This is a genomic window from Sabulibacter ruber, from assembly GCF_017355955.1.
Taxonomy (GTDB): domain Bacteria; phylum Bacteroidota; class Bacteroidia; order Cytophagales; family Hymenobacteraceae; genus Nibribacter; species Nibribacter ruber_A.
Window position 1 is genome coordinate 74253 of the sequence record NZ_JAFFID010000005.1, and the last position, 24144, is coordinate 98396.

Below are 24144 nucleotides of genomic sequence, written 5' to 3' on the forward strand. Positions count from 1 at the left end.
GGGTTGAAGCCTATCCGTTCAAGTTCTGTTTCCGGGCTGTTTTAGAGAAATCTGGCTGGAAACAGAGCAGTAGGAGGCATCTGCCTGATGGTCAGGTTTCCGGGGTTAAAAAGTCTTGTTAGAAGCAGATTTCCCGGCAGGAGAAAGGAGATAAAAATTTTTTCGATAAAAATGTATGTATATACATTAGTTGTTTATACATTTGCATCAACTTAAATACTAAGTCAAAAGAAATGAAACTGAGAAACACAGTATTATTGGCGCTGGTAGCGTTAGTAACATTTGCCTTCGCTGGTAAAGGCGTTAATTACAAAGTAGTAACCAACCAGTCTAAAGTGAACTGGAGAGGCACCAAAGTAACTGGTGAGCACTCTGGCGCCATCAACGTGGCCGAAGGTACCCTGAACAGCGACGGAAAAAACATCTATGGTGGTACGTTCACCATTGACATGAACTCCATCACTTGTACTGACATCACCGATGCCAAAATGAACGGCAACCTGGTAGGTCACCTGAAGTCTGATGATTTCTTCAGTACTGCCAAATATCCTAAGTCTACGCTGGTGATCACCAAAGTGACTCCTAAAGGAAAAGGCCAGTACCAGTTCACTGGTGATCTGACTATCAAAGGTATTAAAAACCAGGTGCAGTTCCCTGCTACTGTTTCTTTTGCCGGCAACCAGATCAAAGCCAAAGCAAACATCACCGTAGACAGAACCAAATATGACATCAAATACGGTTCAGGTAGCTTCTTTGACAACTTAGGCGACAAAGCCATCAGCAACGAATTTGAGCTGAAAGTTGATCTTGTGGCGCAAAAAGATGCCGTAGCCCAAAAATAAGCTTACCCGTTTTTCATGATTGATTGCCCCGTGGCAAGAGCGAAAGCTCCCCACGGGGCATTTTTTTGTTTCAGCCCTTCAGCAATCGGCTTTCTCCGTTTTCGGGCTATTTTGGTCATTTCCCCGCTAAACTGATTTTTCCAGATGAAAGTCAAAACAAAATAGTAATGGTTTTGTTGATGATAGTAATGCTATTATTGTAAATAGTGTTTGTATATTTGTGGGGAATTCACTGATATAGCCATGAGCGCCACCATTACCATTAAGCTAAACGAGAAGCTGTTCCTGCGGGACCCCGAACAAACGGAGTTGGGCAAAGCCATTGTAAAAGAAAGCATCAGGCTAATTGATGAACTGGGCTTTGAACAATTCACTTTCAAGAAACTGGCCCAGCAGATCACGTCCACGGAGGCATCGGTGTACCGGTACTTTGAGAACAAGCACAAGCTGTTGCTCTACCTGGTGTCCTGGTACTGGAACTGGCTGGATTACCGCATCAGCTACCATACCCACAACGTGACCGATGCCGCGGAGCGACTGCAGGTGTTCATCAAGATTCTGGCGGCCGATCCCATGAAAGAGCCGTTGACCACCTTCTTTGACGTGGAAGCGCTGGCCCGCATTGTGGTGGTGGAGGCCTCCAAAGCCTACCTGACCAAAGAGGTGGACAATGATAACCGGGCGGGCTTGTTCCGCGATTACAAGAGTCTTTGCCACAAAATGGCGTTGGTGGTGCTGGAAATAAATCCTGAGTACCCGTATCCGCATGCCCTGGTGAGCACCCTTTTTGAAGCCACCCGCAAGCACCTGTTTTTCGCCCAACATCTGCCTTCCCTCACCGAGGTGAAACTGGAGCAAGCCGGTTTAAACAGCCTCACCAGCTATTTGAACCACCTGGCTTTCTCAGCTATTGGTACTGCAGTTGTAAATACACGGGCAAATGATTAAAAAGAGAAAGATGAGCGAAATACCTGCAAAAAGAAGTCCCCTGAGCCGTTTCCTGGAGTTGCTGGCCTCAGAGAAAAAAGTGATCGGCTTCATTTACCTCTATGCCGTTTTCTCAGGATTGGTCAACCTGTCTTTGCCGCTGGGCATTCAGAGTCTGATTGGGTTTGTTTCCGGGGGGCAGTTGGTTACTTCGGTTTCGGTCCTGATTATTTTCATTGTGGTGGGGGTGTTGGTAGTAGGAGGCCTGCAAGTCATGCAACTTTCCCTGGTAGAGCACATCCAGCAGCGCATTTTCGCGACCAAGGCTTTCCAGTTTGCCACCCACCTCACCAAGATCAAAGGAAGCCAGCTGGCAACCCAGAACCTGCCCGAGCTCATGAACCGGTTCTTTGACGTGGTCTCCCTGCAGAAAGGCCTGGCCAAAATGCTGACTGATTTCTCGGCGGCCGCCATCCAGATTCTGTTTGGGCTCATCCTGCTTTCCTTTTACCATTCTTATTTCATTTTCTTCGGTTTGGTGCTGGTTTCCCTTTTAGTCTTGGTGCTGCGCCTCACTAGTCCGCAAGGCATGCGCACCAGCCTGGAGGAGTCTAAATACAAATACCGGCTGGTGCATTGGCTGGAGGAGATGGCCCACAATATCTCCGTGTTCAAGTCTGCCTCCCACGAGAAACTCTCCCTGGAGAAGACGGACTACTACACCAGCGGCTACTTAAAGGCGCGGGATGCCCACTTTAAAGTGTTGATCACCCAGTACATCAGTTTTGTGGGGTTCAAGACCATCATCACGGCGGGTTTACTGCTCATGGGGAGCCTGTTGCTTATAAACCAGGAAATCAACCTGGGGCAGTTTGTGGCCTCGGAAATCATCATCATTCTGGTCATTAACGCGGTTGAGAAGTTGCTGGTGAAGCTGGACGTGGTGTATGACGTACTCACCAGCCTGGAAAAACTGGGCGCCGTCACTGATCTGCCCATGGAAGAGGAGAAAGGCCTGGCCCAAGAAACGCCTTCTGGCAAACCCGGGGTCTCCTTGAAGGTGGAGGAGCTGACCTTCCAGTACGCGGGCTCTCCCAAACCTGCCCTGCGGGGCGTTTCCTTCTCCGTGAATGCCGGCGAGAAAGTTTGTCTGATGGGTTCTGAAGAGGCCGGGAGATCTACCTTGCTGCAGGTGATTGCGGGCATCTTAACCGATTATGAAGGCACCGTGGTCTGCAACGGCTTATCGCTGCGGGACTATACCCCGGAGGCCATCCAGAACCAAACGGGCTATTTTCTCTTTCCCAGCCTCTTGTTTGAAGGAACCATTCTGGAGAACATCTCCATGGGGCAGCCAGACGTGAAACTGGAAGATGTGCTCTGGGCGCTGGAGACCGTGGAGTTAACCGACTATATTCACGCGCAGCCCCAAGGCCTTTATACGCCCATCCGCAGCCATGCACCCAATATTCCGGCAGGAGTGGCCCAGCGCCTGGCCCTGGCCCGCAGCATTGCCCGCCGGCCCAACCTGCTCTTGCTGGATTCTTTCCTGCCCAATGTCAATAAACATCTGCGGGAGCGGATAGGTAAGCGGCTGCTTGGGCAAGAGACCACCTGGACCGTGCTTTTGATCTCCAATGACTCCGCCATCATGCGCCTGTGTAAGCGGGCTGTTTTACTGCGGAATGGCCGGGTAGAACGCGATGAAGTGGGTGAATTTACCAATGCCGAGGAGTTAACCAGTTTGATGTCATGATAAGGCAAGCGAAAAAGTATCCGTTTACCCAGGAGTTGGAGCAGTATGAATCTTTTCGGCTGGTAGGCAAGCCGCGGCTGGGCAAAAGCGTGGCGTATTGGTGCGTGGGGCTGTTCAGTCTCCTGTTTCTGGCCTCCTGGCTACCTTGGACCCAGAATATCCGCTCGGCGGGCAGCGTCACCACGTTGCAGCCCCAGGACCGGCCGCAAACGGTGCATAGTACCATTGCTGGTCGTATTGAGCAGTGGCGGGTGCAGGAAGGGCAGAAAGTCAAAAAAGGCGATACCCTGGTGCTGCTCTCGGAGATAAAGGAGAAGTATTTTGATCCCCAGCTGTTGCCGCGCATGCAGGAGCAATTGCAGGCTAAGGAAGGAAGCCTGCAGGCCACCCAGGCCAAAGCCGAGGCGCTCACCCAGCAGATTGCCGCCTTACAGGAAGGGCTTCAGTTCAGTTTGCAAAAAGCCCGGAACAAGGCCCGCCAGGCGTATCTGAAAGTCCAGAGCGACAGTGCTGATCTGGTGGCTATCAAAGCCGAGTATGAGGTGGCTCAGGCGCAGTTCGGCCGGCAGGAGAAACTGTATGCCCAAGGCCTGAAATCCCTGACCGAGCTGGAAACTCGTAGGCTGAAATTCCAGGAAGTCCGGGCCAAGCTGCAGAGCACCCAGAACAAACTAAGCATCAGCCGCAACGACCAACAGAACGCCCGCCTGGAACTAGCCTCATTGCAGGCCGAGTACCAGGACAAAATCTCCAAAGCCCAGTCTGACCTGAACGCCACCCTGGCCTACGTCAATGACACCAAAGGTGAGATCTCTAAGGTGAAGAATGAGTACGCCAACACCCAGATACGGAACTCCTTTTACCAGATCACGGCCCCGCAGGACGGGTACGTAGTGCGGGCGCTTAAATCTGGGTTAGGGGAGACCATCAAAGAAGGGGAGGCGGTGTGCAGCATCATGCCCGCCAATCCGCAGCTGGCTGTGCAGCTCTACGTGCACCCCATGGATATTCCGCTGTTGGACGTGGGCCGACCGGTGCGGCTCCAGTTTGAGGGATGGCCGGCCTTGGTTTTCTCGGGCTGGCCCAACGTCGGATTCGGGACGTTTGGCGGAAAAGTGGCCGTCATCGATAACATTGACAGCCAGGGCAAATACCGGGTGCTGGTGGTGCCCGAGAACGCGGAGACTCCCTGGCCAGAGGCTATCCGGATTGGGTCCGGGGCTTACGGGTGGGCCATGCTCAATGATGTGCCCATCTGGTATGAGTTGTGGCGCCAGTTGAATGCTTTCCCGCCAGATTTTGTGGGAGCCGTGGACGGAGCGCAAAAGGGCAGCAATAAAGAGACAACACCAAAGGCAGAAGACAAGAAATGAAAGCGAAACTCGTCCTTCTCGTTTTTCTGATGGGGTGCCCGGCGGTATTTTCCCAGGCCGCAGCCCAAGAGGCTGACAGCACGGCCGTATTCACCATCCGAGATCTCATGGAGCAGCTGGTGGTGCACCATCCCGTGGCCCGTCAGGCGCAGCAGCTAACCGAGCAGACCCGGCAGGAAGTCCGCATGGCCCGTGGCGTTTTTGACCCGGTTTTGGCGTCTAAGTACTATAACAAGGAACTGAGCGGCAAGAACTACTTCACCCTCTGGGACAACGTGCTCAAGGTTCCGCTTTGGGTAGGGGAACTGAAAGCCGGGTATGAGCGCAACAGCGGCGTCAATGTCAACGGAGAGAACATCACACCTCCCTCGGGGCTGAGCTATTTTGGGGTTTCGGTACCGCTGGGGCAAGGCCTGTTGATTGATGAGCGGCGGGCCATGCTTCTGCAGGCCAGGCAGGCGCAGGACCTCGCCGAGGCCGATCGGGTGAAAATGATCAACAAATTACTTTTGGAAGCCGCCAAAGCCTACTGGGACTGGGCCGCTACTTATGAGCGTTGGCAACTGCTGGAGCAAGGCTTTCAACTGGCCCAGGTACGGTTGCAGGCGGTGAAGGAGCGGGTAATTCAGGGCGATCTGGCTGCTATAGATTCAGTGGAGGCCCAGATTGAGGTTCAGAACCGACTGGCTTTGTTGCAGCAGGCCAGAACAGAATACCAGAACGCGGCCCTAGTGGTCTCCAATTTCCTGTGGGGCGAAAACGCTACGCCCCTGGAGATACCAGAGAATGTCAGGCCTTCTTTGCGGGGCTCCGAAACCGAGCCTCTGGCTTCTGATGCCCTGTCTGAATTATTGGCAACGGCCCGGGAGCAGCACCCCGAGGTTCAGAAACTGGAGATCAAAACCAGGCAACTGGAAGTGGAACGCAGGTTCACCCAAAACAAGCTTCTGCCTAAGCTCAACCTGGAATATAACCTCATAGGGCCAGGAAATTCTTTAAGCGGCCAGTGGCTGGAGGGAGGTTATGCCTCCAATAATTTCAAGGTGGGAGCCAGTTTCAGTGTGCCGATCTTTTTGAGGCAGGAGCGGGGAAAGCTGCAGGTAACGCGCCTGAAACTGAATGCCACCCACCTGGAACTACAGCAAACCACCCGTGAGAACCTGAACCTGGTACAGGCGGCCTACAATGAACGGCAGATGCTGGAAGACCAGATCAGCTTGCAGGAGCAGATCATTGCCAACAGCACCCTCATGCGGAACGGCGAGCAGCAACGCTTTGAAAACGGCGAAAGCTCTCTCTTCCTGATCAACACCCGCGAATCGAACCTGATTAGCCAGCAAATCAAACTCTACGAACTGAAAGCGAAGTACGGCAAAGCCAAATACTACCTGCAGTGGACCGCCGGCAACCTGAGCAGCACCCTGAACCAGTCAGCCAGTTCTAGGTAGGGGCTCTCAAACGAGGTAGGTTTTGAGAGCAGTCTTGCAGACGTCAGGGAAGTACTACGCCTGCAACCGAGCCTAATAACAATTTAAGGCTCTTTTACCGAAAACAGCTTAAAAACGGCTTCTGCCTGTTCTCTTCTTGCAGAACAGAAGCTATCTCTGCTTAGTGAATCCCGCAGAAGCAAAGGTTTGTCGCCCAAAGAGAATCAGTCCGTCATCTAAAAAGTTGTTTTTAGAAAATTAGTCTTTCGTGAGCCAGCCTTTTCGGTAGAAGTAGTACACCATGCCAATCACCACCAAAGCCATGAAGCCTAACAGAGTGACATACCCATAAGGTTGGTAGAGTTCCGGCATGTTCAATGGGTTGATGCCGCCCTCAGGGTCTTCCCGGGAGAAGTTCATGCCGTACACCCCCACAATAAAGCTCAAGGGAATGAAAATAGTGGAGATCATGGTGAGTACCTTCATGACCTCGTTCATGCGGTTGCTCACGTTGGAGAGGTAAAGATCGGTGAGGCTGCTGGTGGTCTCGCGGTAGTTGTCTACCAGGTCCATCAGCTGCACGCAGTGGTCATAGATGTCCTTGAAATACAGTTTGAGTTCATGCGGCACCATCTGGTCATCCATGCGCAGGATCTCGTTGATTTTATCGCGCTCAGGCCAGACAATGCGCCGGATTTTTACCACTTCGCGCTTTAGGTCCAAAATCTGGCTGAGCAGCTCTTTGTTCGGGTTCCTGAAAAGGCAATCTTCCAGATCCTCGGCGTACTCGCCCATTTGGGCCATGGCAGGGAAATAGTTGTCCAGGACCACATCCAGGATGGCGTAGGCCAGGTACATGACCGGTTTCCGGCGGATGGCGCCCTTGCCGCCTTTGATCCGCTCCCGCAGAATATCCAGGCAATCTTCATAATCGCTCTGGAAGGTAAGCACGTAGTTTTCGCCGGTGAAAAGCGAGAGCTGGTCGTCGTCAATCTTTTTGTCGGGGGTGAACGTGATCATGCGGGAGACGATGAACATGCGGTTGCGTTCTTCCTCTATCTTAGGCCGCTGGTAGTCATTCACCACGTCTTCCATCTGCAAGGGGTGGATCTGGAAATCTACCATCATGCGCTCCAGCAATTCACGGTTGCCATAACCCCGCACATCAATCCAGTGCCGGGCCTCGGGAGCTTCGCGGTACGCTTCCATGAGTTCATCATAGTCTGAGAATTCCCGGGCCTCATACCACTCTTCATCAAAGGAAACCAGGAAAAGGCGGGGCACCAGCGCCTCCGGCGATATGTTAAGCGACCCGGGTTTTTGGCCAACGGTTCTTTCTAAAATGCTCTTGGTGGGCTGTTTGGAAGCTGGTATGGTCTGCATGGAGCTTTGAAAAACTAACTAATCTGAAAGGTACGTAAGTTGTTGCAATTACCTCTGAAAGGTAGCCTGATGGTTCGCCTGTTTTAGACCTGTTTTCTCTGAAAAAGGCCAAAAACAGACGGGGCAACCTTATTACGGCTACAGGATAGTTCCGTTTTTCTGAAGCAAGGCAGCGGCCTGCGGAGCCAGACTGGTGCGCACTTCCACGGTGAGCCGGCAGTCCAGCCCGAAGTCCTGCTGGCGCACGGGTAAGTCCAGGTCTTTGACCACTTTCATGATGTCATTCATCTGTTCGTAGGAGAACTGAACCGTCAGCAGCGTGGTTTCGTGGCGTTCAATAATCTGGGCTTGGTCCAGGGCATCGGCGGTGGCGGTTTTGTACGCATGAATGAGGCCGCCCACGCCCAGCTTAATGCCGCCGAAGTACCTGATCACCACTACCAGCACGTTGCTCAAGCCCATTGATTTGATCTGCCCCAGAATAGGATCGCCGGCCGAGTGGTTGGGCTCCCCGTCGTCATTGGCTCGGTAAATGGCCCGGGCCGCACCTAGCAAATACGCATAGCAATGGTGTCGCGCATCATAATACTCTTTCCGTAACCCGACCAGGATTTCCTTTATCTCTTCTTCAGAGCGCACCGGATAGGCCTTGGCGATGAACTTGCTGCCTTTCTCCTTGTACAGTCCCTCTACGGGCGCGGCGATGGTGCGGTAGGTATCCTCCATGGGCTGCAAAAGTACGAAAGGTTTTACAATGGGTGTAACGGCCGTTTCAAGCCTCTTTCCCAGAAAACAGGCCTGAAATAACTTATGCGGCTCGGTTCATTATCGGTCTGGCTCGGGAAGACGGTATCCATTTCCGGGGCTTTGCGTAACTTCGCGGTAATGAATTACACTGAGCCTTACCTCTTACCATTTCTAAGATTGTCTGATGCCTCTGGCACATTAATCTCCACCCAAGATGAGAAAGGGCTTCCTTTCCCGGCCAAGCGCATTTTCTGGGTCTTTGCCTCAAGCCAGGGAGATGAACGAGGCGGACATGCGCACCGCACCACTGAGGAAGTACTAGTAGTTCTGCAAGGAACCGTAAAGGTGGTAACCGAGACTGCCCAAGAAAAGCAATGCTTTGAGTTAGGTGCCGCAAATCAGGGGCTTTACATTCCGCCGTTTTGCTGGATCACAGTCCATCCCTCTCCCGGAGCTATTCTGTGCTGCATAACCTCCACCGTTTTTGAGGAAGCCGATTATATTAGAGACTACGCCGAGTTCAGAGCTTTAACATCAGGTAGTTATCAGGAATAACTTGATGTAAGATAATCTATGAATATAAGGTAGAATGGAAGTTATAAGATACAGTGCAATTTTGGAACATGACTGGGATAGATTCGTGAGCTCAGCGAAGAATGGCCATTTCATGTTTCTGAGGCGGTATATGGAATATCACTCTCATCGTTTCAAGGATGAATCTATTTTGTTTTATCACAAACAGAAATTGGTAGCCGTACTGCCCGCTCATTTGGAAGATGACATGCTTGCTACTCATAAAGGACTCACCTTTGGAGGAATTATATGCGATGAGGCAATGACATTTTCATTGATGCAAGAAGTGTTCAGAACTTTGCTGAGTTACCTTCAGAGTAAAAGAATTTTCAAAGTTCATTATAAAGTAATACCTGTTTGTTATCATCAGATTCCAGCTTGCGAGGATGTTGCGGTATTAACAAGACTAAGGGCAACGCTAGTAGAAAGAGATTTGGTGAGTGTAATTAACCTGGCTGCTCCTAAGATTGAATACTACAGGGGAGTTCGTTGGTCAATCCGGAAAGCACATAAACTGGGCCTGATTGTTCGGCATAGCGATGATTGGGAAAGCTTCATGAACATTATGAAAAATCTGCTTGAGGAAAGATATGGACTAAGCCCAGTGCATACTACTGAGGAGATTATCAAGCTTGCCAACCTGTTCCCAAGTAATATTTTGTTGTATGGAGTTTATAATGAGGATACACTATTGGGAGGAACCATCCTTTATGTTTCAGATCAGGTTGTTCACGCCCAATACATGGGAATGGGTTCAGAAGGCAAGAGATTGAGAGCCCTTCCCTTTCTACTTGATACTCTATTTAAAAAGTACAGAGGTAAGAAGCAATATTTTAGTTTTGGTACATCCCAAGATGGAGACTATATCAATGAAAGTCTATATTATTTCAAAGAAAGCTTAGGAGCTAGGGCTATGCTGCAGGACCAATACTTACTTTCATTCAACTAAAATAGAAGTAAAGGTATGCGCATTCCTTTTTTCCAATTCAGAGATTTTCCCGTAGGCCTTCATAGCCGAGTGGAGCAGGCGTTAATAGAGGAACTCCACAGAAATCAACTGATTTTAGGACCAACCGTTACAATGTTTGAGCAGGAGTTCAGCCGATTCTTGGGCGGTGGTGAGGTCATTGGGGTAGGAAATGGATACGATGCCTTGGTTTTGAGTCTGAAAAGCCTGGGAGTGGGACCAGGCGATGAAGTGATTGTTCCAGCCAATGGGTACATTGCCACCATCAATGCGGTACAGCAACTTGGTGCCAAACCAGTGTTTGCAGAACCAGATCGGCAGTCCTTTAACCTCACAGCCGCTTCTGTTGCCCCAATGCTCACACGCAAAACCAAAGCAATTCTGCCTATTCATTTGTACGGGCAGAGTTGCGAGATGGAGGAACTGCTGCAGCTTTGCAAAGCGAACGGTATAGATCTGGTAGAGGATTTTGCCCAGGCGCAAGGGGCCTTGTACAAAGGAAACCTCGTGGGTACATTCGGGAAGATCAACGCTACCAGTTTCTACCCGACGAAGAACCTGGGCGCTGCCGGTGACGGAGGGGCAGTGGTCACCCAGGATGAAGAGTTAGCTCATTGGGTACGGCAGCACCACAATTACGGTCAGTCAAAGAGGTATGAGTACGCACAGGTAGGGGTGAACTCACGGTTAGATTCGCTGCAAGCTGCGGTGTTACGTGAAAAGCTTCAAAGTCTGCGGGAATTGAATACGGAGCGAAGAAGACTGGCCAAACGCTACCACCAAGCCTTGACAGAAATAGGTGATATTGCCGTTCCAACGGCCTCGTCCGCTAATATTGAGCACATTTATCACTTGTACGTAATCAGGACCCAGCGGCGCAATGAACTTAAACAATTATTAGCCCAGCAGCAGGTTCAAACTCTCATCCATTATCCAATTCCGCCCCATTATCAGAAGGCATACGAGCATCTTGGCTACAAAAAAGGCGATTTTCCCATCGCTGAGGAATTGGCTGAGACTTGCCTTAGTTTACCGCTTTTCCCCGGAATGACCGATTCAGAACAGGACTACGTTATTGAGCAAATCCAAAGGTTTTTCGCTTCCTGATGTGAAGGCACGAGCCCCGTTCCTGGGCCGTTTTTCTAAAATCAGCGGTAAACCAGATGCTGGAAGGTTCGCGTTGGTCAGGGGTGTACAGCCTGAATTGAAGTAATTTCTTTGTAGTTTGCGAAATGGCTCGAAAGCAGCACGTGCGGCAATTTCTGGGGAATTCGGTTTGGTCGGGGCTTTCCACGGTGGCCCGGGCAGGCAGTTCGCTTCTCATCAACAAGTTGTTTGCCGTTTATTATGGCCCACTTGGGATTACGCTGTTAGCCCATTTCCAGAACCTCATCGCGCTGCTTACCACTCTTCCCAACAGTGGCATCAATGTGGGACTCATCCGGCATCTGGCCCCACATGAGCCGAATTCCCCTGAGTATCGCTCTTACTTTTGGACGGGCCTACTCCTTAATGCACTCACTTTCCTAGTTGTATTGGGTACCGTTTTCTTATTCCCAAGCTTTTTTCTGGAACGTTTCGGGGAGCAACTGCTGGCACAAAAAAGCCAGTTCAGCCTTTGGTTGTTTTTGGGCTTGTTTGTCCTGCTTTTACTCCAATTGTTTTGGTTAGCGGTGCTACTGGCCCGCCAAGCGCTGCAACCCTACGTCTGGCTGGGTTTGTTGACTAGTCTCACCAGTATTGCCGTGACGTGGTGGGCCGTGGGGCGGGTGGATTTGACCACCGCGTTGGTTCTTTTCCTAACTGGCCAGTCTTTTAGTGGGTTGGTGGGAATGGGTGTGGTTTTCTACAAAAGACTGATACCTGGCTGGCAGATTAGTTTTCCTTCTGGTGTGCTGCGGGATTTGGGCAAGTTCCTTGTAATGGCGCTCTCCACGTTGGTAGGTGCCAAATTGGTTGACTTTATGGTGAGGGAAATGGCCATTCAGCAATTCTCTTTGGTGGAGACAGGACTCTGGCAAGCGGTAGCCAAGATCTCTGATAGCTATACCATGGTTTATATTTCCATTCTTGGCATGGTGTACTACCCAAAGATTGCAGCGTTGCTACCCCAGCCTGAGCTGCTAAGAGAATATGTTAGAACAGTGTTTTTCCTGCTGGTGCCTACGGTGGGCCTTGGATTGCTCACCTTTGGGTGGCTGCGGGATTTCTTTATCCAATTCCTGTTTCATCAAGACTTCCTGGCCGCCCGGGAGCTCATGGACTACCAGTTGGTAGGCGATTTCCTGAAAATGACGGCTTGGGTGCTCTCGTATATCGTGACGGTGCAGGCCCGCGTGAAATTGTATGTCTTTACGCAGTTGGCTTCCGGGGCGGTTTATGTGGCTTTAGTAGCTTGGCTGATGCCCCTGCTGGGCGTGGAAGGTTTGCCTCTGGCGCATGCACTCCGGTATGTTTTGTACCTGTTGTTTCACTTATATCTCTTTCGGTCGTATTTCTCTGCGTCATGAATCAGCCCTTGGTTTCTATCATCTGCCTCTGCTATAATCACGCGCCTTTTTTGCGGGAGGCCCTGGATTCGGTTCTGGCTCAGACGTATTCCAACTTGGAGATATTGTTGGTGGATGACCTGAGTACCGATGACAGCGTTACCATCATTGAAGAATATGTGCGGCAATATCCTCAAATCCGCTTCATCCGGCACCAAGAGAACAAAGGGAATTGTGCCTCCTTCAATGAGGCCCTGCAACTGAGCAAAGGCGAGTTCATCATTGATTTCGCGACCGATGATGTTCTGGCCCCGGAGCGGGTAGCTAAGCAGGTAGAGGCCTTTCAACAATTGTCCCCTACATACGGCGTAGTCTACACCGATGCCGAGTTGATTGACGAACAATCTGTTCATTTGGGGTACTTTTACAGTAGAACCGCCAATGGCCACCCGCAGCCTGCGCCTGCGCAAGGCGAGGTATTCTCAGAGGTATTAGGGCGTTACTTCATTTGCCCGCCCACCATGATGATGCGCCGGCAGGCGTTGGAAGAGTTGAAGGGCTATGATCCCGAGCTGGCTTATGAAGACTTTGACTTTTGGGTGAGATCTTCCCGAAACTTGCAGTACCATTTCTTGGATCAGGTTCTTTGCAAACGGCGGATGCACCCGCGTTCCCTCTCCAGGCAAGTATACCAGAAAGGCGACAAGCAACTGGCATCTACCATCAAGGTGATTCAGAAAGCCCAAAGGTTGGTCCGTACCCCGCAAGAAAAAGAAGCACTACGGGACAGAATCAGGTACGAGGCCCGGCATGCCTACTTCACCGGTAATTACCCTGAGGCTGCTCAATTGTTAACCCTGCTGAAGGAGGAACAGGGAATGACGGTTACTTACCAGGTGCTCCAGGTGCTGGCGCAGAAACGGGTGCCGCTGCAATTCCTGCGGAAGTGGTATCACCACTGGAAGTACGGCAATACCGTTGCATGAAATTCTGGATCAACTGCGTGAACACCCTATCGGTACCCAGGCCTGACCCGCTTTGGATGGAGCCAGTGTTCAGGACGGCATGCTTGTTTGAAAGCTCTGTCAGGGTGATTTCTCCGCCGCCCGAGCCATTCCAGGTAGGATCTCCGGCCACGTAAGTGTGAGGGACCGTGGCTTCGGTTTTGTTCAGGCCTTTGGCGATGACCACGGTTTGGGCAGGAGAACTCCAGGTGGTTTTGTCGGTTTCATCCCCGCAGATGGGCAAGCCATCTAACCCATGTTCCCCAAAGAGATCGCCTTCTTTTGTTTCTGTGCCCTCAAAAAGCCAATGGAAAGGAGCCAGTACCTTGTACGGAGCGAAAGTGCCTATGCCCGGTTCAGAGAAGTGGGCCCCCAATAATTGCGCCTCCGGGTGGGGAGTATGGCGCCAGAGGCAACCTCGTTTTGCCTCATTTTGGAAAAAAGAGCCGTTTTTCCGGCATTCCAATTGGGTGAAATTCTGGTGGCAGCGCACTTGCCAATACACCTGGTTGCCTCCCAACGCTAGCAATGATTTTTGTTTCTGAAACACCAGTTCCCGCAGGGCCTGGTACATTTTGTCAGAGAAGTACTCAGCGTGGTAAGCCAGTACCAGCACCTCGTACTCTTGGAAAAGTTCTGGGTGCGCCTCCAGGTAAAAATCAGGGTAAAGGTCTGCCTGGTGGTGCCGGGAAAACCACTGAAAAATGTTGGCTTCTATCTGTAGGTTATGCTGATAAGAGGTTGTGCATTGATAGGAGAGGGCCGTGTTGGGCCGCAACGCCGAGGCAAAAGGCACATACCCGTCAAAGATGGCATTCCGGTACAGAGACTGACCGCCGTAGGCATTGTAGGCCAACCAAGTAGTCATCGGAGCAAGAACGGCAACTTTGCTTCCGGAAACAGGAGAACCCACCAGAAAATGGATTTCAGAGGTTTGCTCCAGGGCACGGCTTGAGAGCAACGCCCGGTAATACCCTGCAGGACTTTCCGGAGCCAGTGCGTAGTGCCAGCCAACCGCCCAATGGCAGCCACTCTGAGCCTCATCTATGGTTTCTTCCTGAGGTAGTTCGTCAAAGGAATGGATAGCCAGGTCTTCCCATTTGCCATGTGCCACGTAACGCTGCACCAGGAGCTGGTTCTGGGGCTGAAGGGCTTTGAGGTGGAACGAGACAGTTTCCCCGGGTTTATAGTACAGTTTGTTGGTGTAGCCTTCCAATGGTTGGGGCACCATGTCGGGGGTGACTTCATCAACGGTGAAGGTGGGTCTGGTTCTGAGTCGCCAGAGAAGGTGTTTCAGCGGACCCACGGTTTTAAGCAGAATTGGCAAAAGCGCCGGGAAAACGTGGCTAACTCTTCTAGCTAACCTCATGTGGCTCTGGTGAGGCTACAAAAATCACTTCTTTCTGGCCCAAGCCTAGCCGCGCCTGATCTTCGGGGGCAAAGGTTTGGGCGTACTCCACGGCTTCCACCTTAAAGCCTTCAGCTGCTACCCGCTGGGCAAAATCCTGCCCGTAGTTCCGGTAGCGGTCGGCCTGGCCGTAGGCCTGCAGGCGCTGCTGGGGAGTAACGGCATCGGGCTTTTCCAGGGTAGCGGCAGATAAAGTGAGCCGGGCTTGCAGCAGAAGCCTACCTGTGGGTTTTAATACTCGCCTGAGTTCACGCAGCGCTTTTTGGTCATCTGGCACGTGGGCCAGCACATGAGAGCAAAGGATGAGGTCAAACGTCGCATCGGGGTAGGGCAGGGCCTGGATGTCCACGTGGTCCATGGCTACGGGTGAGGTAAGATCGGCGCTGCGGTATTTCAGGTTCAACAATCTTTTCAGGCGCTGCTGCAAAATAGGTTCGGGGGCCATGTGCAGTACTTCCAACGGGCGTTCCGCAATGCTAACCTGCTCCTGTAAGTAAAGCCACAAGAGCCGGTGCCGCTCTACGGTGTGGCAGCGGGGGCAAAGGGCCTGCGGCCGGCGCTCTGAGCCAAACGGCAGAAACGTTCTGAAAGAGCCTTCGCAGAGAGGGCAATACACCTTGTTGCCCAGATACAGCCAGCTTCTGGAAAGCCAGAACAGCTTCCGTAAAGAGAGCCGGGTGTGGGCCGGAAGGATTTTCTTCAGCAAAAGCAAAGACATAGAGGCAGGCAAGGTCTGTCCAAAGATAAAAATTACTGGTTGTTTTTCTAAGTGCCGGCAAATACTGACACCCTGCCCGCCGATTTACGTAGGGATAATTCTACTAATAGGTGTTGAGGAGACAGTTGGTTCACCACTCGGGAACGCATCTGTCGGGCATTCTGCGCGAAAAGTGATATATTTGTTCTTCCATATCTAACAGACATATGATTGAAAAGGCCATACACACCCGTACCGAGGTGATGAAATACTTAGAGAACTTCCTGGATAAAGCTCTTCCGGAGTTCCTAAAATCTGTGGAGGATAGCTGGCAACCCGCCGATTTCTTGCCAGATGCTCGCCTGGACTCGTTTTTTGACGAGCTGCGTGATCTGCGGGAGCGTGCCCGCGAGCTTTCTTATGACTTGCTGGCCGTCTTGATTGGCGACACCATCACGGAGGAGGCCCTGCCTACCTACGAGAGCTGGATCATGAGCATCAAGGATGTGAACCGCGACCCAGACTCTTCCTGGATGAAATGGAACCGCGGCTGGACCTCTGAGGAAAACCGCCACGGCGATCTGCTCAATCGTTATCTGTACCTGACCGGCCGCATTGACATGCGCCAGATGGAGGCGTCTACCCAGTACCTGATCGCCGACGGCATGGACATTCAGACCGATGACGACCCGTACCGCAGCTTTGTGTACACCTCGTTCCAGGAAACGGCTACCAACGTATCGCACCGCCGGGTGGGCGCTTTGGCCAAGAAAGCCGGCGAAACCACGTTGTCCCGGATCTGTAACTACATCGCCGCCGACGAAGGACGCCACGCCAAGGCGTACAAAACCTTTGTGAAGAAAATCTTTGAGGTAGACCCGTCTGAGATGATGATCGCCTTTGAAGACATGATGCGCAAAAAGATTGTGATGCCGGCGCACTACCTGCGCGAACTGGGCATTGACCAGGGGCAGACCTTCGGGCATTTCACAGACGCCGCCCAGCGTATTGGGGTGTACACCTCCTCAGACTACGTGGAAATTATGGAAACCCTCATCAGAGAGTGGAAAATCTCCAGCATCACTGGGCTGAACGAAGCTGGTGAGCGCGCCCGTGACTACTTAATGGCCTTGCCAAACCGTTTGCGCCGCGTGGCAGAACGCCTGCGCGTACCAGAACTGCAGTACAAGTTCAAGTGGATTGACAGCTAAGAAACGCCATTTCTGGCCTCTTTTCAGGAAAATAAAACAAAAACGCCCTGCAGAAATCTGTAGGGCGTTTTGCTTCCAACTTCACCATTTATGTAAGAACGGCAGGTGCTACCAGTGGTTTTAAGAATAGGAATTTAATTGGTTCCCACCACTTGTACTCCTTTCCAGAAAGCAATAAACCCTTCAATTCTCTTCGCTTTCTCTTGGGGGTGAGGGTAAGTCCAGGCAGCATCTGGGTTCTCAAAATGCCCAACCTGTACTGAATAATAAGAGGCTTCTCCTTTCCAGGGGCACATAGAATGCCTGCTGCTGGGCTTAAAGAACTCCCAGTTCAAAGAAGACGGCGGAAAATAGTGGTTCCCTTCAACTTCAATGGTCGTTTCACTCTCCGCTAGAACTGTATTTCTCCAAATGGCACGCATACTGGTAAGTAATTTGTATTTTTATTATAAATTGATAGGATTAATTATTCTTGTTTACTCGTTTACGGATAGAAGGTTACCTTTCATAAGAACATTTGCGTTTACACGTTGTTAAAGGAATAGACAATTAAAGCCCATGGCAGCCGGATATAGATTCACCAATTTTGTACCGGAGGAGCCCCAAGACAAGGGGTTTGAGTCTTTGCTCAAGATTTTCCTCCAATTGATTACCCTTACCTCCGGAGACGTAGCCGAAGCCATGTCCTGGATGAGCGAGCTGGACAAGCGCTACAAGCTCACCGATGACTCCTATGGCTTAGGAGACTTCTTCGAGGACCTGAAAAAGAACGGGTACATAGACGACAAAGGCCCAGACGGGCAATTCAAGCTGCAAGCCAAAGGTGAGCAGAAAATCAGGAAAGACGCGCTGGAAGAAATCTTCGGGAAACTGAAGAAAGGCGGCAAAGGCAACCACACCACGCCTAAAACCGGCATTGGGGATGAGCCCTCCGCTGACCGCCGCGAGTTCCAGTTCGGAGATGCGCTGGAGCAGATTGAATTGACTGAGTCCATCCGCAACGCGCAGGTACACCACGGCCTGGAAGATGACTTTTTCCTCACCGAAAGGGATCTGGAGGTAACCGAGCGCGAGCACAAAAGCCTTACCAGCACCGTGCTCATGATTGACATCTCGCACTCCATGATTCTGTACGGCGAAGACCGCATCACGCCCGCCAAAAAAGTAGCCATGGCCCTGGCCGAGCTGGTCAAGATCAAGTACCCCAAAGACAACCTGGACATTATTGTGTTTGGGAACGATGCCTGGCAGATCAGCGTGAAAGACCTGCCGTACCTCATGGTAGGGCCGTACCACACCAACACCGTAGCCGGTCTGGAACTGGCCATGGATTTGCTGCGCCGCCGCAAAACCGCCAACAAACAGATTTTCATGATCACCGACGGGAAGCCAACGTGCCTGAAAGAAGGCCTGAAATACTACAAGAACAGTTTCGGGCTGGACAGAAAGGTGGTCAATAAGACCCTGAACCTGGCCGCCCAGTGCCGCCGCTTAGGTATTCCTATTACCACGTTCATGATTGCCTCAGACCCGTATCTGCAGCAGTTTGTGGAGGAGTTTACCCAGGTGAACAACGGACAGGCCTACTACAGCAGCCTGAAAGGATTGGGGAACCTGGTGTTCCGGGACTACGGCCGAAACAAAAAGAAGCGGTTCTAGTTAACTAGAAAGCCTGTGTTTCGGGGCTGTTTTCTCAAAAGCGAGTTCAAAACGGACTTTGGGGCTTATCGCTTGGAGCCAGATTCCAGTTCTCGCTTGCGCAGCAGGTTGCCTACGGTTCCCAGGACAATACAGACGCCCATCAGACTGTAAAAGAGGGACTGATCAATCATGTGGGTGATGCGCAGGAAAGCGCCTGTAATGGCAAGGACAGTGGCTCCAAAATAGGCAAGAGAGGAACGTTTCATGTGTGTTAAGTAAACGTAAGATTTGATTTGAATGCGTTTCAGGGCTGTTTTATGAGAAATAGGCGCGAAACAGAAAAGGCTATTACGCAGGTTTTCTGTGCTGAACAAGGTAAGAGACAAGGCTGAGCGCACCTCCTGTCATGATGAGAAACAACGCTAGATACGCAGGAGCAGCCTTAAACAGGCACAGACCAAGACCCAGGAATACCAGCAAACGAGCCAGTACCATAAGCCAAACCGAAGACCTGAGAACGCGCATACCAAGTTTATTTTTGTTTTCTTCAAGGTACTCATTTTAACTTAAAACAAATTCACCACTAGACATCAACCAGATGCTTTATTCAGATATACCGGCAGAACAACTGCAAAAAATCAAGACCCTTGGCCAACTGAAGGCCGCCGGCTATGAGCCGCGTTCTGTGAAAGAAGAATTACGCGCCAACCTCATCCAGAAGCTGAGCAGCGGCGAGGAGGTGTTCCCGGGCATTTACGGCTACGAGGAAACCGTGATCCCAGACCTGCAACGCGCCATCCTGAGCCGGCACCACATCAACCTGCTGGGCTTGCGCGGTCAGGCTAAAACCCGCATTGCCCGCCTTATGGTGCAGTTGCTGGACGAGTACGTGCCCGTAGTGGCCGGCTCTGAGCTGAACGATGACCCCTTGCAGCCGCTTTCCCGCTATGCCCTGGACCAGATTGCCCACCACGGCGATGACACGCCCATTGCCTGGATTCACCGGGACGAGCGATACACCGAGAAACTGGCCACCCCAGACGTATCAGTTGCAGACCTGATTGGCGATGCCGATCCTATCAAAGCCGCCACGTTGAAACTGCCTTACTCAGACGAGCGCGTGATCCACTTCGGGTTGATCCCGAGGGCCCACCGTGGTATTTTCGTGATCAACGAGCTACCCGATCTGCAGGCCCGTATCCAGGTATCCTTGTTCAACATTCTGCAGGAAGGCGATATCCAGATCAGGGGTTTCAAAATCAGGTTGCCGCTGGATATCCAGTTTGTGTTCACGGCCAACCCAGAGGACTACACCAACCGTGGTTCTATTGTGACGCCGCTCAAAGACCGGATAGATAGCCAGATTATCACGCACTATCCTAAGAACATTGAGATTGGGAAGCGTATCACCAAGCAGGAGGCGCGTATCACTTCGGCGCAGAAAGACCGCGTGAAAGGCCATGAACTCATCCATGACCTGGTAGAGCAGATTGCCTTTGAAGCCCGCGAAAGCGAGTACGTGGATGCCAAGTCCGGCGTATCGGCTCGTTTGACCATCTCCGCGTACGAAAGCGTGATCAGCGCCGCCGAAAGACGCGTGCTGCTGAACGCTGAGCCCAAATCGCACATCCGCATCGCGGATTTTTTGGCGGCGGTTCCGGCCGTGACGGGTAAAGTGGAACTGGTGTACGAGGGCGAGCAGGAGGGAGCCGGCGGCGTGGCTTATCGCCTCATGGGCAAAGCCATCCGCACGCAGTTCCTCAACTACTTCCCGGACCCCGATAAGTTCAAGAAGCAGAAAGACAAAGACCCGTACAAGAAAGTGACGGCGTGGTTCTCAGACGGCCACACCCTGGACCTGCTCAACGATGCCTCCGATGCCGAGTACAAGCGTGTGCTGAACCAGGTGCCGGGCCTTTCAGACGTGGTGAACAAATACCAGCCTACGCCCCAAAGCGAGGCCGAGCACCTCTTCTGGATGGAGTTCTGTCTGCACGGCTTAGCCGAGTACAGCCTCATTTCCCGCAACCGTCTCACCGCGGGGCTGCAGTTCAAAGACCTGCTCAGCAGCATGTTCTCCGGCGGCAGCTTCAGTCTGGATGACGATGATGATGAGGAAGACAACCGCCGTTATTAGGCTGTTTTCCGTACACCAGCCCTAAAACGAAAGTTAAAGGCCCGGACCAACCTTGGTTCGGGCCTTTAACTTTTAAGCGGCGTAGAGAGTACAAACCATACCCGTTTGTTTCACGCTAAGCCTATTCTATGCCCCATTTCATAGCAACTCTGCTGCCCCTGCTGGGACTCATGGTAGTTCATGTGTTCGGTTACCGATTGAAGTTCCTGGAAGGGGTGCCGCGGAGCGTTTGGTTGTCTGGGGCGGGAGGTGTTTCGGTGGCGTATGTGATTCTGCACCTGCTGCCCGAACTGCAGGAAGGGCAGGGCCACGTGGAACGGGCGGCCGAGAGCGGAGGCCTGTATTTCCTGAAACACCACATGTACCTCATGACCTTGGTGGGGCTGGTGGTGTTTTACGGCATAGAGCGGATGGCCGTCACTTCCCGCCGGGGTGGCAAAGGCACCGAAGACAGCACCCCGCCTTCGGTGTTCTGGATTCACATCGGGTCTTTCGCGCTGTACAATGCCCTCATTGGGTATCTGCTGCACAAACGCGAAGAACAGGATGCCGAGGAGCTCTTGTTTTACTGGGTAGCCATGGCACTTCATTTCCTGGTCAACGATTTCGGACTGCGCGAGCACCACAAAGAACGCTACCAGGCGGCCGGCCGATGGTACCTGATCATCGCCCTGGGTCTGGGTTGGACTTTAGGATTACTGGTAGAATTCTCAGAGGCAGCCACGGCACTTCTGCAGGCCTTTCTGGCCGGTGGCATTGTGCTGAACGTGCTCAAAGAAGAACTGCCCGAGGAGCGCGAAAGCAGGTTTTCTGCTTTTCTGGTAGGAACGGCGGTGTACGCGTTTGTACTGCTTTTGCTCTGATTTCCTGAAAACACCCGCAAATCACCCTAGCCTCAATAACCACTCCAGGGTACGCCCGTACTTCTGAAAGGCTCAGCCTGGAGTTTGGAGTTTTCACCTAAGAATAAACAGCATGCCAGTTTGGTTACAAGCTACTTTGTGGGGCTTTTTGGGCGGCGCAGCCTTGCTCATCGGCTCGGCGATTGGGTATTATGCGAAAGTATCGGCGAGGGTGGCCTCCAGCGTAATGGCTTTTGGGGCGGGCGTGCTGATCTCGGCGCTGGCCTTTGACCTGATGGAGGAGGCTTTCTCAGAAGGAGGGTTTTGGGCTACGGCCATCGGATTTCTGGTGGGCGCTGTGGTGTATACCGGTGCCAACTGGTTTCTCAAAACGCAGGGAGCCCATAACCGCAAACGGTCCGGCGATCAGCAGGCCACCGAGGCCGAAGACGAAGGGAGCGGTCTGGCGTTGGCCATTGGCGCGCTCATTGACGGCGTACCGGAGTCTATCGCCATCGGTATCAGCATGATCTCGGGAAGTAAGGTGAGCTTTGCGGTGGTAGCGGCGGTGTTCCTGTCCAACGTGCCCGAAGGCCTGTCCAGCGCGGTGGGGATGAAAAAGGCCAACCGGAGCAAGGCCTATATTTTTGGCGTGTGGGGCGGTATTGCGCTCATCTCCGGGGTGGCGGCGTTGCTGGGTTACACCGTTTTCAGCGGACTTTCCCCCGAAGTGATTGCGGCTACCACAGCCCTGGCCGCCGGGGCCATCCTGGCCATGATCTCAGATACCATGATTCCCGAGGCGGCGGAGGTAACCCATGAACTCACGGGCCTCATTACGGTACTGGGCTTCTTAACGGCCTTTCTGCTCAGCCATTTGGGCGGGTAAAAAAAGAACTCCGTTTTGCAGCTGTTTTCAAAAAAGCAGCCGCAAAACGGAGTCTTAATTGCTGATTGTTGATTGCTCATTGTTTTAACAATCAGCAATCAACAATCAGCAATATTACGCCTCGTTCACCACGATTTTCTCAATGCGGTCACCGGCGCGGATGTCATCAATCACGTCCAGGCCTTCTACCACTTTCCCGAAGCAGGTGTGGTTGCGGTCCAGGTGCGCGGTGTTGTTGCGGCTGTGGCAGATGAAGAACTGTGAACCGCCGGTGTTACGGCCAGCGTGCGCCATAGACAGCACGCCACGGTCGTGGTACTGGTTTCCGCCGGTTAGTTCGCAGTCAATTTTGTAGCCGGGTCCGCCGGTGCCGGGCATGCCTTTGGCGCCTTCGCGAGAGTTAGGGCAACCGCCCTGGATCACGAAATCAGGGATCACACGGTGAAACGTAAGACCGTCATAGAAGCCTTCCTTGGCTAGTTTAGTGAAGTTCTCAACGGTTTTAGGAGCGTCTTTCTCGTAGAATTCTACTTTCATCACGCCCTTCTGGGTATGGATTTCTGCGGTTTTCATAGATGATTTTTGTGCTGTTTGTTTGAGTTCCTGGGCTGCGTTCATGTACAAGTAGGCAGCGCAGCAACAGTTTCTGCTGCAAAGGTACGTATTTTTTACACCTTAGTAGGAGGTTGGGTTTACTTCCTGTTTTGCCGCTGTTTCTGGGAAAACAAAGCCAAAACGCCGGTCACGTACGGCCGGAAGAAATTGATCAGGTGGTTCAGGAATATCATCTTCTGTTGAATTATGCCTTTGGGCCCGGCAGGAATCTGTAAATTGCCGGCATGGAGTACCTCGCCTTATTTGACCAAGATAACCAACCTTTAGGAAAAGTTCTGCCTCGCCGCGAAGTGCACGTCCTGGGCCACTGGCACCGGACTTCCCAGATTTACGTGCTCCATCCGCAACATGGTTATCTCTGCCACCAGCGCAGCGCCTTGAAAGATCTGTTCCCGTCGCTGTGGGATATCAGCATTGGGGGGCACCTTGCGCCGGAGGAGACGTATGAGACGTGCGCTTTGCGGGAGTTGTCTGAGGAATTAGGGATTGAAGTACAGCCCGATAGATTGGAGTTTGTAGCGGTGGTATCGGTAGACGGGAAAGACGAGCGGGCTCAGTTGCTGGACCGGGAGCACGCCGGCATTTTCCTGTACAAAACAGAGTTGGAGGTAACTGGATTCAATATTCAGCAGGAGGAACTGGTAGAAGTGGAGTACATCCCTGTAAAGCAATTACAGCAGGATTTGCAGAACTCAAACCCCAGCAGGGCTTACATTCCAATGCAGCAGCATTACGCTGAGATTCTCTCTTTGTTGGAGCAATACCAGCAGAAGGAAGCGAATTAGACCAGAAACGCATCTACGCCGTGGCTGGAAAGCAACTCCAGTTGCTGGGTAATGAGGGCGTTCAACTCTATTCTGTGCTGCGGATACTGCGCCCAGAAACTGGAACTGACTTTTCTGGTAGCCTGCAGGAGATCGCCTTGGTGAGAATCGCCCTGGGCCAGGATGTTCTCCTTGAGCTTCTCAATGGCGAAAGGGATCAGGTACCGCAGACCAATTCCCTGGCTGATCATCAGCCGAAGGTCCTCTATCTTGAATTTGGCCAACGGAAGTTTGCGCAGGGCATGACAGCGGGTAAGCAGATCGCTGTCATTCTCGGGTCGGCTCCATTTGTGCTTCTCCAGGGTTTCCAAGCTTTTGTTTAGCCAAGTTGTTTCCATAAGTAAACGTGGAAAGAAATGAAGTTGTAAGGCTAATTTGGCGAAAATGGCTTC

The 24144-nt window shown here is 52.0% G+C and carries 24 protein-coding genes; 16 read left to right on the forward strand and 8 right to left on the reverse strand.

The window, feature by feature from the left end; translation table 11 throughout:
• The first annotated feature begins 233 nt into the window (after positions 1–233).
• The 5 genes from JT719_RS20355 to JT719_RS20375 all read left to right on the forward strand — a co-directional run bounded on the left by JT719_RS20355 (position 234) and on the right by JT719_RS20375 (position 6346).
• Complete coding sequence (locus JT719_RS20355) at positions 234–842, forward strand: YceI family protein (RefSeq protein ID WP_207435597.1); 609 nt, start codon at positions 234–236, stop codon at positions 840–842.
• 243 nt (positions 843–1085) lie between these two features.
• Positions 1086–1790, forward strand: coding sequence for a TetR/AcrR family transcriptional regulator (locus JT719_RS20360; RefSeq protein WP_207435598.1), 705 nt, complete (start codon positions 1086–1088; stop codon positions 1788–1790).
• Between the two features lie 10 nt (positions 1791–1800).
• Positions 1801–3525 carry a peptidase domain-containing ABC transporter gene (locus tag JT719_RS20365; protein ID WP_207435599.1) on the forward strand — a complete coding sequence of 575 codons (1725 nt, stop codon included), beginning with the start codon at positions 1801–1803 and terminating at the stop codon, positions 3523–3525.
• Positions 3522–4898: an HlyD family secretion protein gene (locus tag JT719_RS20370; protein WP_207435600.1), complete on the forward strand. Its 1377-nt coding sequence runs from the start codon at positions 3522–3524 to the stop codon at positions 4896–4898. The genes JT719_RS20365 and JT719_RS20370 overlap by 4 nt, the downstream gene beginning before the upstream one ends.
• Positions 4895–6346, forward strand: a complete 1452-nt coding sequence (locus JT719_RS20375) for a TolC family protein (protein ID WP_207435601.1) — start codon at positions 4895–4897, stop codon at positions 6344–6346. Before JT719_RS20370 ends, JT719_RS20375 begins: the two co-directional genes overlap by 4 nt.
• A 237-nt stretch (positions 6347–6583) precedes the next feature.
• Here JT719_RS20375 and corA read toward each other — a convergent pair whose 3' ends face one another.
• Both corA and JT719_RS20385 read right to left on the reverse strand, forming a co-directional pair.
• Positions 6584–7708, reverse strand: a complete 1125-nt coding sequence (corA, locus tag JT719_RS20380; RefSeq protein ID WP_207435602.1) for a magnesium/cobalt transporter CorA — start codon at positions 7706–7708, stop codon at positions 6584–6586.
• A 138-nt stretch (positions 7709–7846) separates the two neighbouring features.
• On the reverse strand, positions 7847–8434 hold the full coding sequence (locus tag JT719_RS20385; RefSeq protein ID WP_207435603.1) for an IMPACT family protein: 588 nt from the start codon (positions 8432–8434) through the stop codon (positions 7847–7849).
• Positions 8435–8518: 84 nt separating this feature from the next.
• Between JT719_RS20385 and JT719_RS20390 the strand changes: the two genes are divergently transcribed.
• The 5 genes from JT719_RS20390 to JT719_RS20410 all read left to right on the forward strand — a co-directional run bounded on the left by JT719_RS20390 (position 8519) and on the right by JT719_RS20410 (position 13470).
• Positions 8519–9010 (forward strand): sugar 3,4-ketoisomerase, encoded by a 492-nt coding sequence (locus JT719_RS20390; RefSeq protein ID WP_207435604.1) that lies wholly within the window; start codon positions 8519–8521, stop codon positions 9008–9010.
• Positions 9011–9140: 130 nt separating this feature from the next.
• On the forward strand, positions 9141–9977 hold the full coding sequence (locus JT719_RS20395; protein WP_207435605.1) for a GNAT family N-acetyltransferase: 837 nt from the start codon (positions 9141–9143) through the stop codon (positions 9975–9977).
• A gap of 15 nt (positions 9978–9992) precedes the next feature.
• A complete protein-coding gene (locus JT719_RS20400; protein ID WP_207435606.1) occupies positions 9993–11102 on the forward strand; it encodes a DegT/DnrJ/EryC1/StrS family aminotransferase in 1110 nt (369 codons plus the stop codon).
• 125 nt (positions 11103–11227) lie between these two features.
• Positions 11228–12505 carry an MATE family efflux transporter gene (locus JT719_RS20405; protein ID WP_207435607.1) on the forward strand — a complete coding sequence of 426 codons (1278 nt, stop codon included), beginning with the start codon at positions 11228–11230 and terminating at the stop codon, positions 12503–12505.
• The gene (locus tag JT719_RS20410) at positions 12502–13470 is read left to right on the forward strand and encodes a glycosyltransferase family 2 protein (RefSeq protein ID WP_207435608.1); all 969 of its coding nucleotides are present in this window, start codon (positions 12502–12504) and stop codon (positions 13468–13470) included. Before JT719_RS20405 ends, JT719_RS20410 begins: the two co-directional genes overlap by 4 nt.
• On the opposite strand, the gene JT719_RS20415 is transcribed toward JT719_RS20410, so the two are convergent.
• Both JT719_RS20415 and JT719_RS20420 read right to left on the reverse strand, forming a co-directional pair.
• Entirely contained in the window at positions 13370–14857 is a 1488-nt protein-coding gene (locus JT719_RS20415; RefSeq protein ID WP_207435609.1) for a N,N-dimethylformamidase beta subunit family domain-containing protein, read from the reverse strand. The genes JT719_RS20410 and JT719_RS20415 overlap by 101 nt on opposite strands.
• The gene (locus JT719_RS20420; protein WP_207435610.1) at positions 14844–15614 is read right to left on the reverse strand and encodes a class I SAM-dependent methyltransferase; all 771 of its coding nucleotides are present in this window, start codon (positions 15612–15614) and stop codon (positions 14844–14846) included. Before JT719_RS20420 ends, JT719_RS20415 begins: the two co-directional genes overlap by 14 nt.
• 206 nt (positions 15615–15820) lie before the next feature.
• Between JT719_RS20420 and JT719_RS20425 the strand changes: the two genes are divergently transcribed.
• On the forward strand, positions 15821–16804 hold the full coding sequence (locus tag JT719_RS20425) for an acyl-ACP desaturase (protein ID WP_207435611.1): 984 nt from the start codon (positions 15821–15823) through the stop codon (positions 16802–16804).
• A gap of 134 nt (positions 16805–16938) precedes the next feature.
• Here the strand turns inward: JT719_RS20425 and JT719_RS20430 are convergent, their stop codons facing one another.
• Entirely contained in the window at positions 16939–17226 is a 288-nt protein-coding gene (locus tag JT719_RS20430) for a DUF427 domain-containing protein (protein WP_207435612.1), read from the reverse strand.
• A gap of 136 nt (positions 17227–17362) precedes the next feature.
• On the opposite strand from JT719_RS20430, the gene JT719_RS20435 reads away from it, so the two are divergent.
• Positions 17363–18463: a vWA domain-containing protein gene (locus JT719_RS20435; RefSeq protein ID WP_207435613.1), complete on the forward strand. Its 1101-nt coding sequence runs from the start codon at positions 17363–17365 to the stop codon at positions 18461–18463.
• 65 nt (positions 18464–18528) lie between these two features.
• Here JT719_RS20435 and JT719_RS20440 read toward each other — a convergent pair whose 3' ends face one another.
• Positions 18529–18711, reverse strand: coding sequence for a hypothetical protein (locus JT719_RS20440; protein ID WP_207435614.1), 183 nt, complete (start codon positions 18709–18711; stop codon positions 18529–18531).
• Positions 18712–19043: 332 nt separating this feature from the next.
• Here JT719_RS20440 and JT719_RS20445 point away from each other — a divergent pair, with 332 nt between their 5' ends.
• From JT719_RS20445 to JT719_RS20455, 3 genes are all read left to right on the forward strand, one after another.
• Positions 19044–20582 (forward strand): sigma 54-interacting transcriptional regulator, encoded by a 1539-nt coding sequence (locus JT719_RS20445; protein WP_207435615.1) that lies wholly within the window; start codon positions 19044–19046, stop codon positions 20580–20582.
• A 128-nt stretch (positions 20583–20710) separates the two neighbouring features.
• Positions 20711–21445 carry a hypothetical protein gene (locus JT719_RS20450; protein ID WP_207435616.1) on the forward strand — a complete coding sequence of 245 codons (735 nt, stop codon included), beginning with the start codon at positions 20711–20713 and terminating at the stop codon, positions 21443–21445.
• 112 nt (positions 21446–21557) lie between these two features.
• Complete coding sequence (locus JT719_RS20455; protein WP_207435617.1) at positions 21558–22313, forward strand: ZIP family metal transporter; 756 nt, start codon at positions 21558–21560, stop codon at positions 22311–22313.
• A 114-nt stretch (positions 22314–22427) separates the two neighbouring features.
• On the opposite strand, the gene JT719_RS20460 is transcribed toward JT719_RS20455, so the two are convergent.
• On the reverse strand, positions 22428–22886 hold the full coding sequence (locus tag JT719_RS20460) for a peptidylprolyl isomerase (RefSeq protein ID WP_207435618.1): 459 nt from the start codon (positions 22884–22886) through the stop codon (positions 22428–22430).
• Positions 22887–23152: 266 nt separating this feature from the next.
• Here JT719_RS20460 and JT719_RS20465 point away from each other — a divergent pair, with 266 nt between their 5' ends.
• Positions 23153–23713 (forward strand): NUDIX hydrolase, encoded by a 561-nt coding sequence (locus JT719_RS20465; RefSeq protein ID WP_207435619.1) that lies wholly within the window; start codon positions 23153–23155, stop codon positions 23711–23713.
• Here the strand turns inward: JT719_RS20465 and JT719_RS20470 are convergent.
• The gene (locus JT719_RS20470) at positions 23710–24090 is read right to left on the reverse strand and encodes a contact-dependent growth inhibition system immunity protein (protein ID WP_207435620.1); all 381 of its coding nucleotides are present in this window, start codon (positions 24088–24090) and stop codon (positions 23710–23712) included. The genes JT719_RS20465 and JT719_RS20470 overlap by 4 nt on opposite strands.
• Positions 24091–24144: the final 54 nt, after the last annotated feature.

Bases quoted from the DNA above. Each gene is read 5' to 3' on its own strand.
- JT719_RS20355 (WP_207435597.1), top strand. From the start codon at position 234: ATGAAACTGAGAAACACAGTATTATTGGCGCTGGTAGCGTTAGTAACA.
- JT719_RS20360 (WP_207435598.1), top strand. From the start codon at position 1,086: ATGAGCGCCACCATTACCATTAAGCTAAACGAGAAGCTGTTCCTGCGG.
- JT719_RS20365 (WP_207435599.1), top strand. From the start codon at position 1,801: ATGAGCGAAATACCTGCAAAAAGAAGTCCCCTGAGCCGTTTCCTGGAG.
- JT719_RS20370 (WP_207435600.1), top strand. From the start codon at position 3,522: ATGATAAGGCAAGCGAAAAAGTATCCGTTTACCCAGGAGTTGGAGCAG.
- JT719_RS20375 (WP_207435601.1), top strand. From the start codon at position 4,895: ATGAAAGCGAAACTCGTCCTTCTCGTTTTTCTGATGGGGTGCCCGGCG.
- corA (WP_207435602.1), bottom strand. From the start codon at position 7,708: ATGCAGACCATACCAGCTTCCAAACAGCCCACCAAGAGCATTTTAGAA.
- JT719_RS20385 (WP_207435603.1), bottom strand. From the start codon at position 8,434: ATGGAGGATACCTACCGCACCATCGCCGCGCCCGTAGAGGGACTGTAC.
- JT719_RS20390 (WP_207435604.1), top strand. From the start codon at position 8,519: ATGCGGCTCGGTTCATTATCGGTCTGGCTCGGGAAGACGGTATCCATT.
- JT719_RS20395 (WP_207435605.1), top strand. From the start codon at position 9,141: ATGGAATATCACTCTCATCGTTTCAAGGATGAATCTATTTTGTTTTAT.
- JT719_RS20400 (WP_207435606.1), top strand. From the start codon at position 9,993: ATGCGCATTCCTTTTTTCCAATTCAGAGATTTTCCCGTAGGCCTTCAT.
- JT719_RS20405 (WP_207435607.1), top strand. From the start codon at position 11,228: ATGGCTCGAAAGCAGCACGTGCGGCAATTTCTGGGGAATTCGGTTTGG.
- JT719_RS20410 (WP_207435608.1), top strand. From the start codon at position 12,502: ATGAATCAGCCCTTGGTTTCTATCATCTGCCTCTGCTATAATCACGCG.
- JT719_RS20415 (WP_207435609.1), bottom strand. From the start codon at position 14,857: ATGAGGTTAGCTAGAAGAGTTAGCCACGTTTTCCCGGCGCTTTTGCCA.
- JT719_RS20420 (WP_207435610.1), bottom strand. From the start codon at position 15,614: ATGTCTTTGCTTTTGCTGAAGAAAATCCTTCCGGCCCACACCCGGCTC.
- JT719_RS20425 (WP_207435611.1), top strand. From the start codon at position 15,821: ATGATTGAAAAGGCCATACACACCCGTACCGAGGTGATGAAATACTTA.
- JT719_RS20430 (WP_207435612.1), bottom strand. From the start codon at position 17,226: ATGCGTGCCATTTGGAGAAATACAGTTCTAGCGGAGAGTGAAACGACC.
- JT719_RS20435 (WP_207435613.1), top strand. From the start codon at position 17,363: ATGGCAGCCGGATATAGATTCACCAATTTTGTACCGGAGGAGCCCCAA.
- JT719_RS20440 (WP_207435614.1), bottom strand. From the start codon at position 18,711: ATGAAACGTTCCTCTCTTGCCTATTTTGGAGCCACTGTCCTTGCCATT.
- JT719_RS20445 (WP_207435615.1), top strand. From the start codon at position 19,044: ATGCTTTATTCAGATATACCGGCAGAACAACTGCAAAAAATCAAGACC.
- JT719_RS20450 (WP_207435616.1), top strand. From the start codon at position 20,711: ATGCCCCATTTCATAGCAACTCTGCTGCCCCTGCTGGGACTCATGGTA.
- JT719_RS20455 (WP_207435617.1), top strand. From the start codon at position 21,558: ATGCCAGTTTGGTTACAAGCTACTTTGTGGGGCTTTTTGGGCGGCGCA.
- JT719_RS20460 (WP_207435618.1), bottom strand. From the start codon at position 22,886: ATGAAAACCGCAGAAATCCATACCCAGAAGGGCGTGATGAAAGTAGAA.
- JT719_RS20465 (WP_207435619.1), top strand. From the start codon at position 23,153: ATGGAGTACCTCGCCTTATTTGACCAAGATAACCAACCTTTAGGAAAA.
- JT719_RS20470 (WP_207435620.1), bottom strand. From the start codon at position 24,090: ATGGAAACAACTTGGCTAAACAAAAGCTTGGAAACCCTGGAGAAGCAC.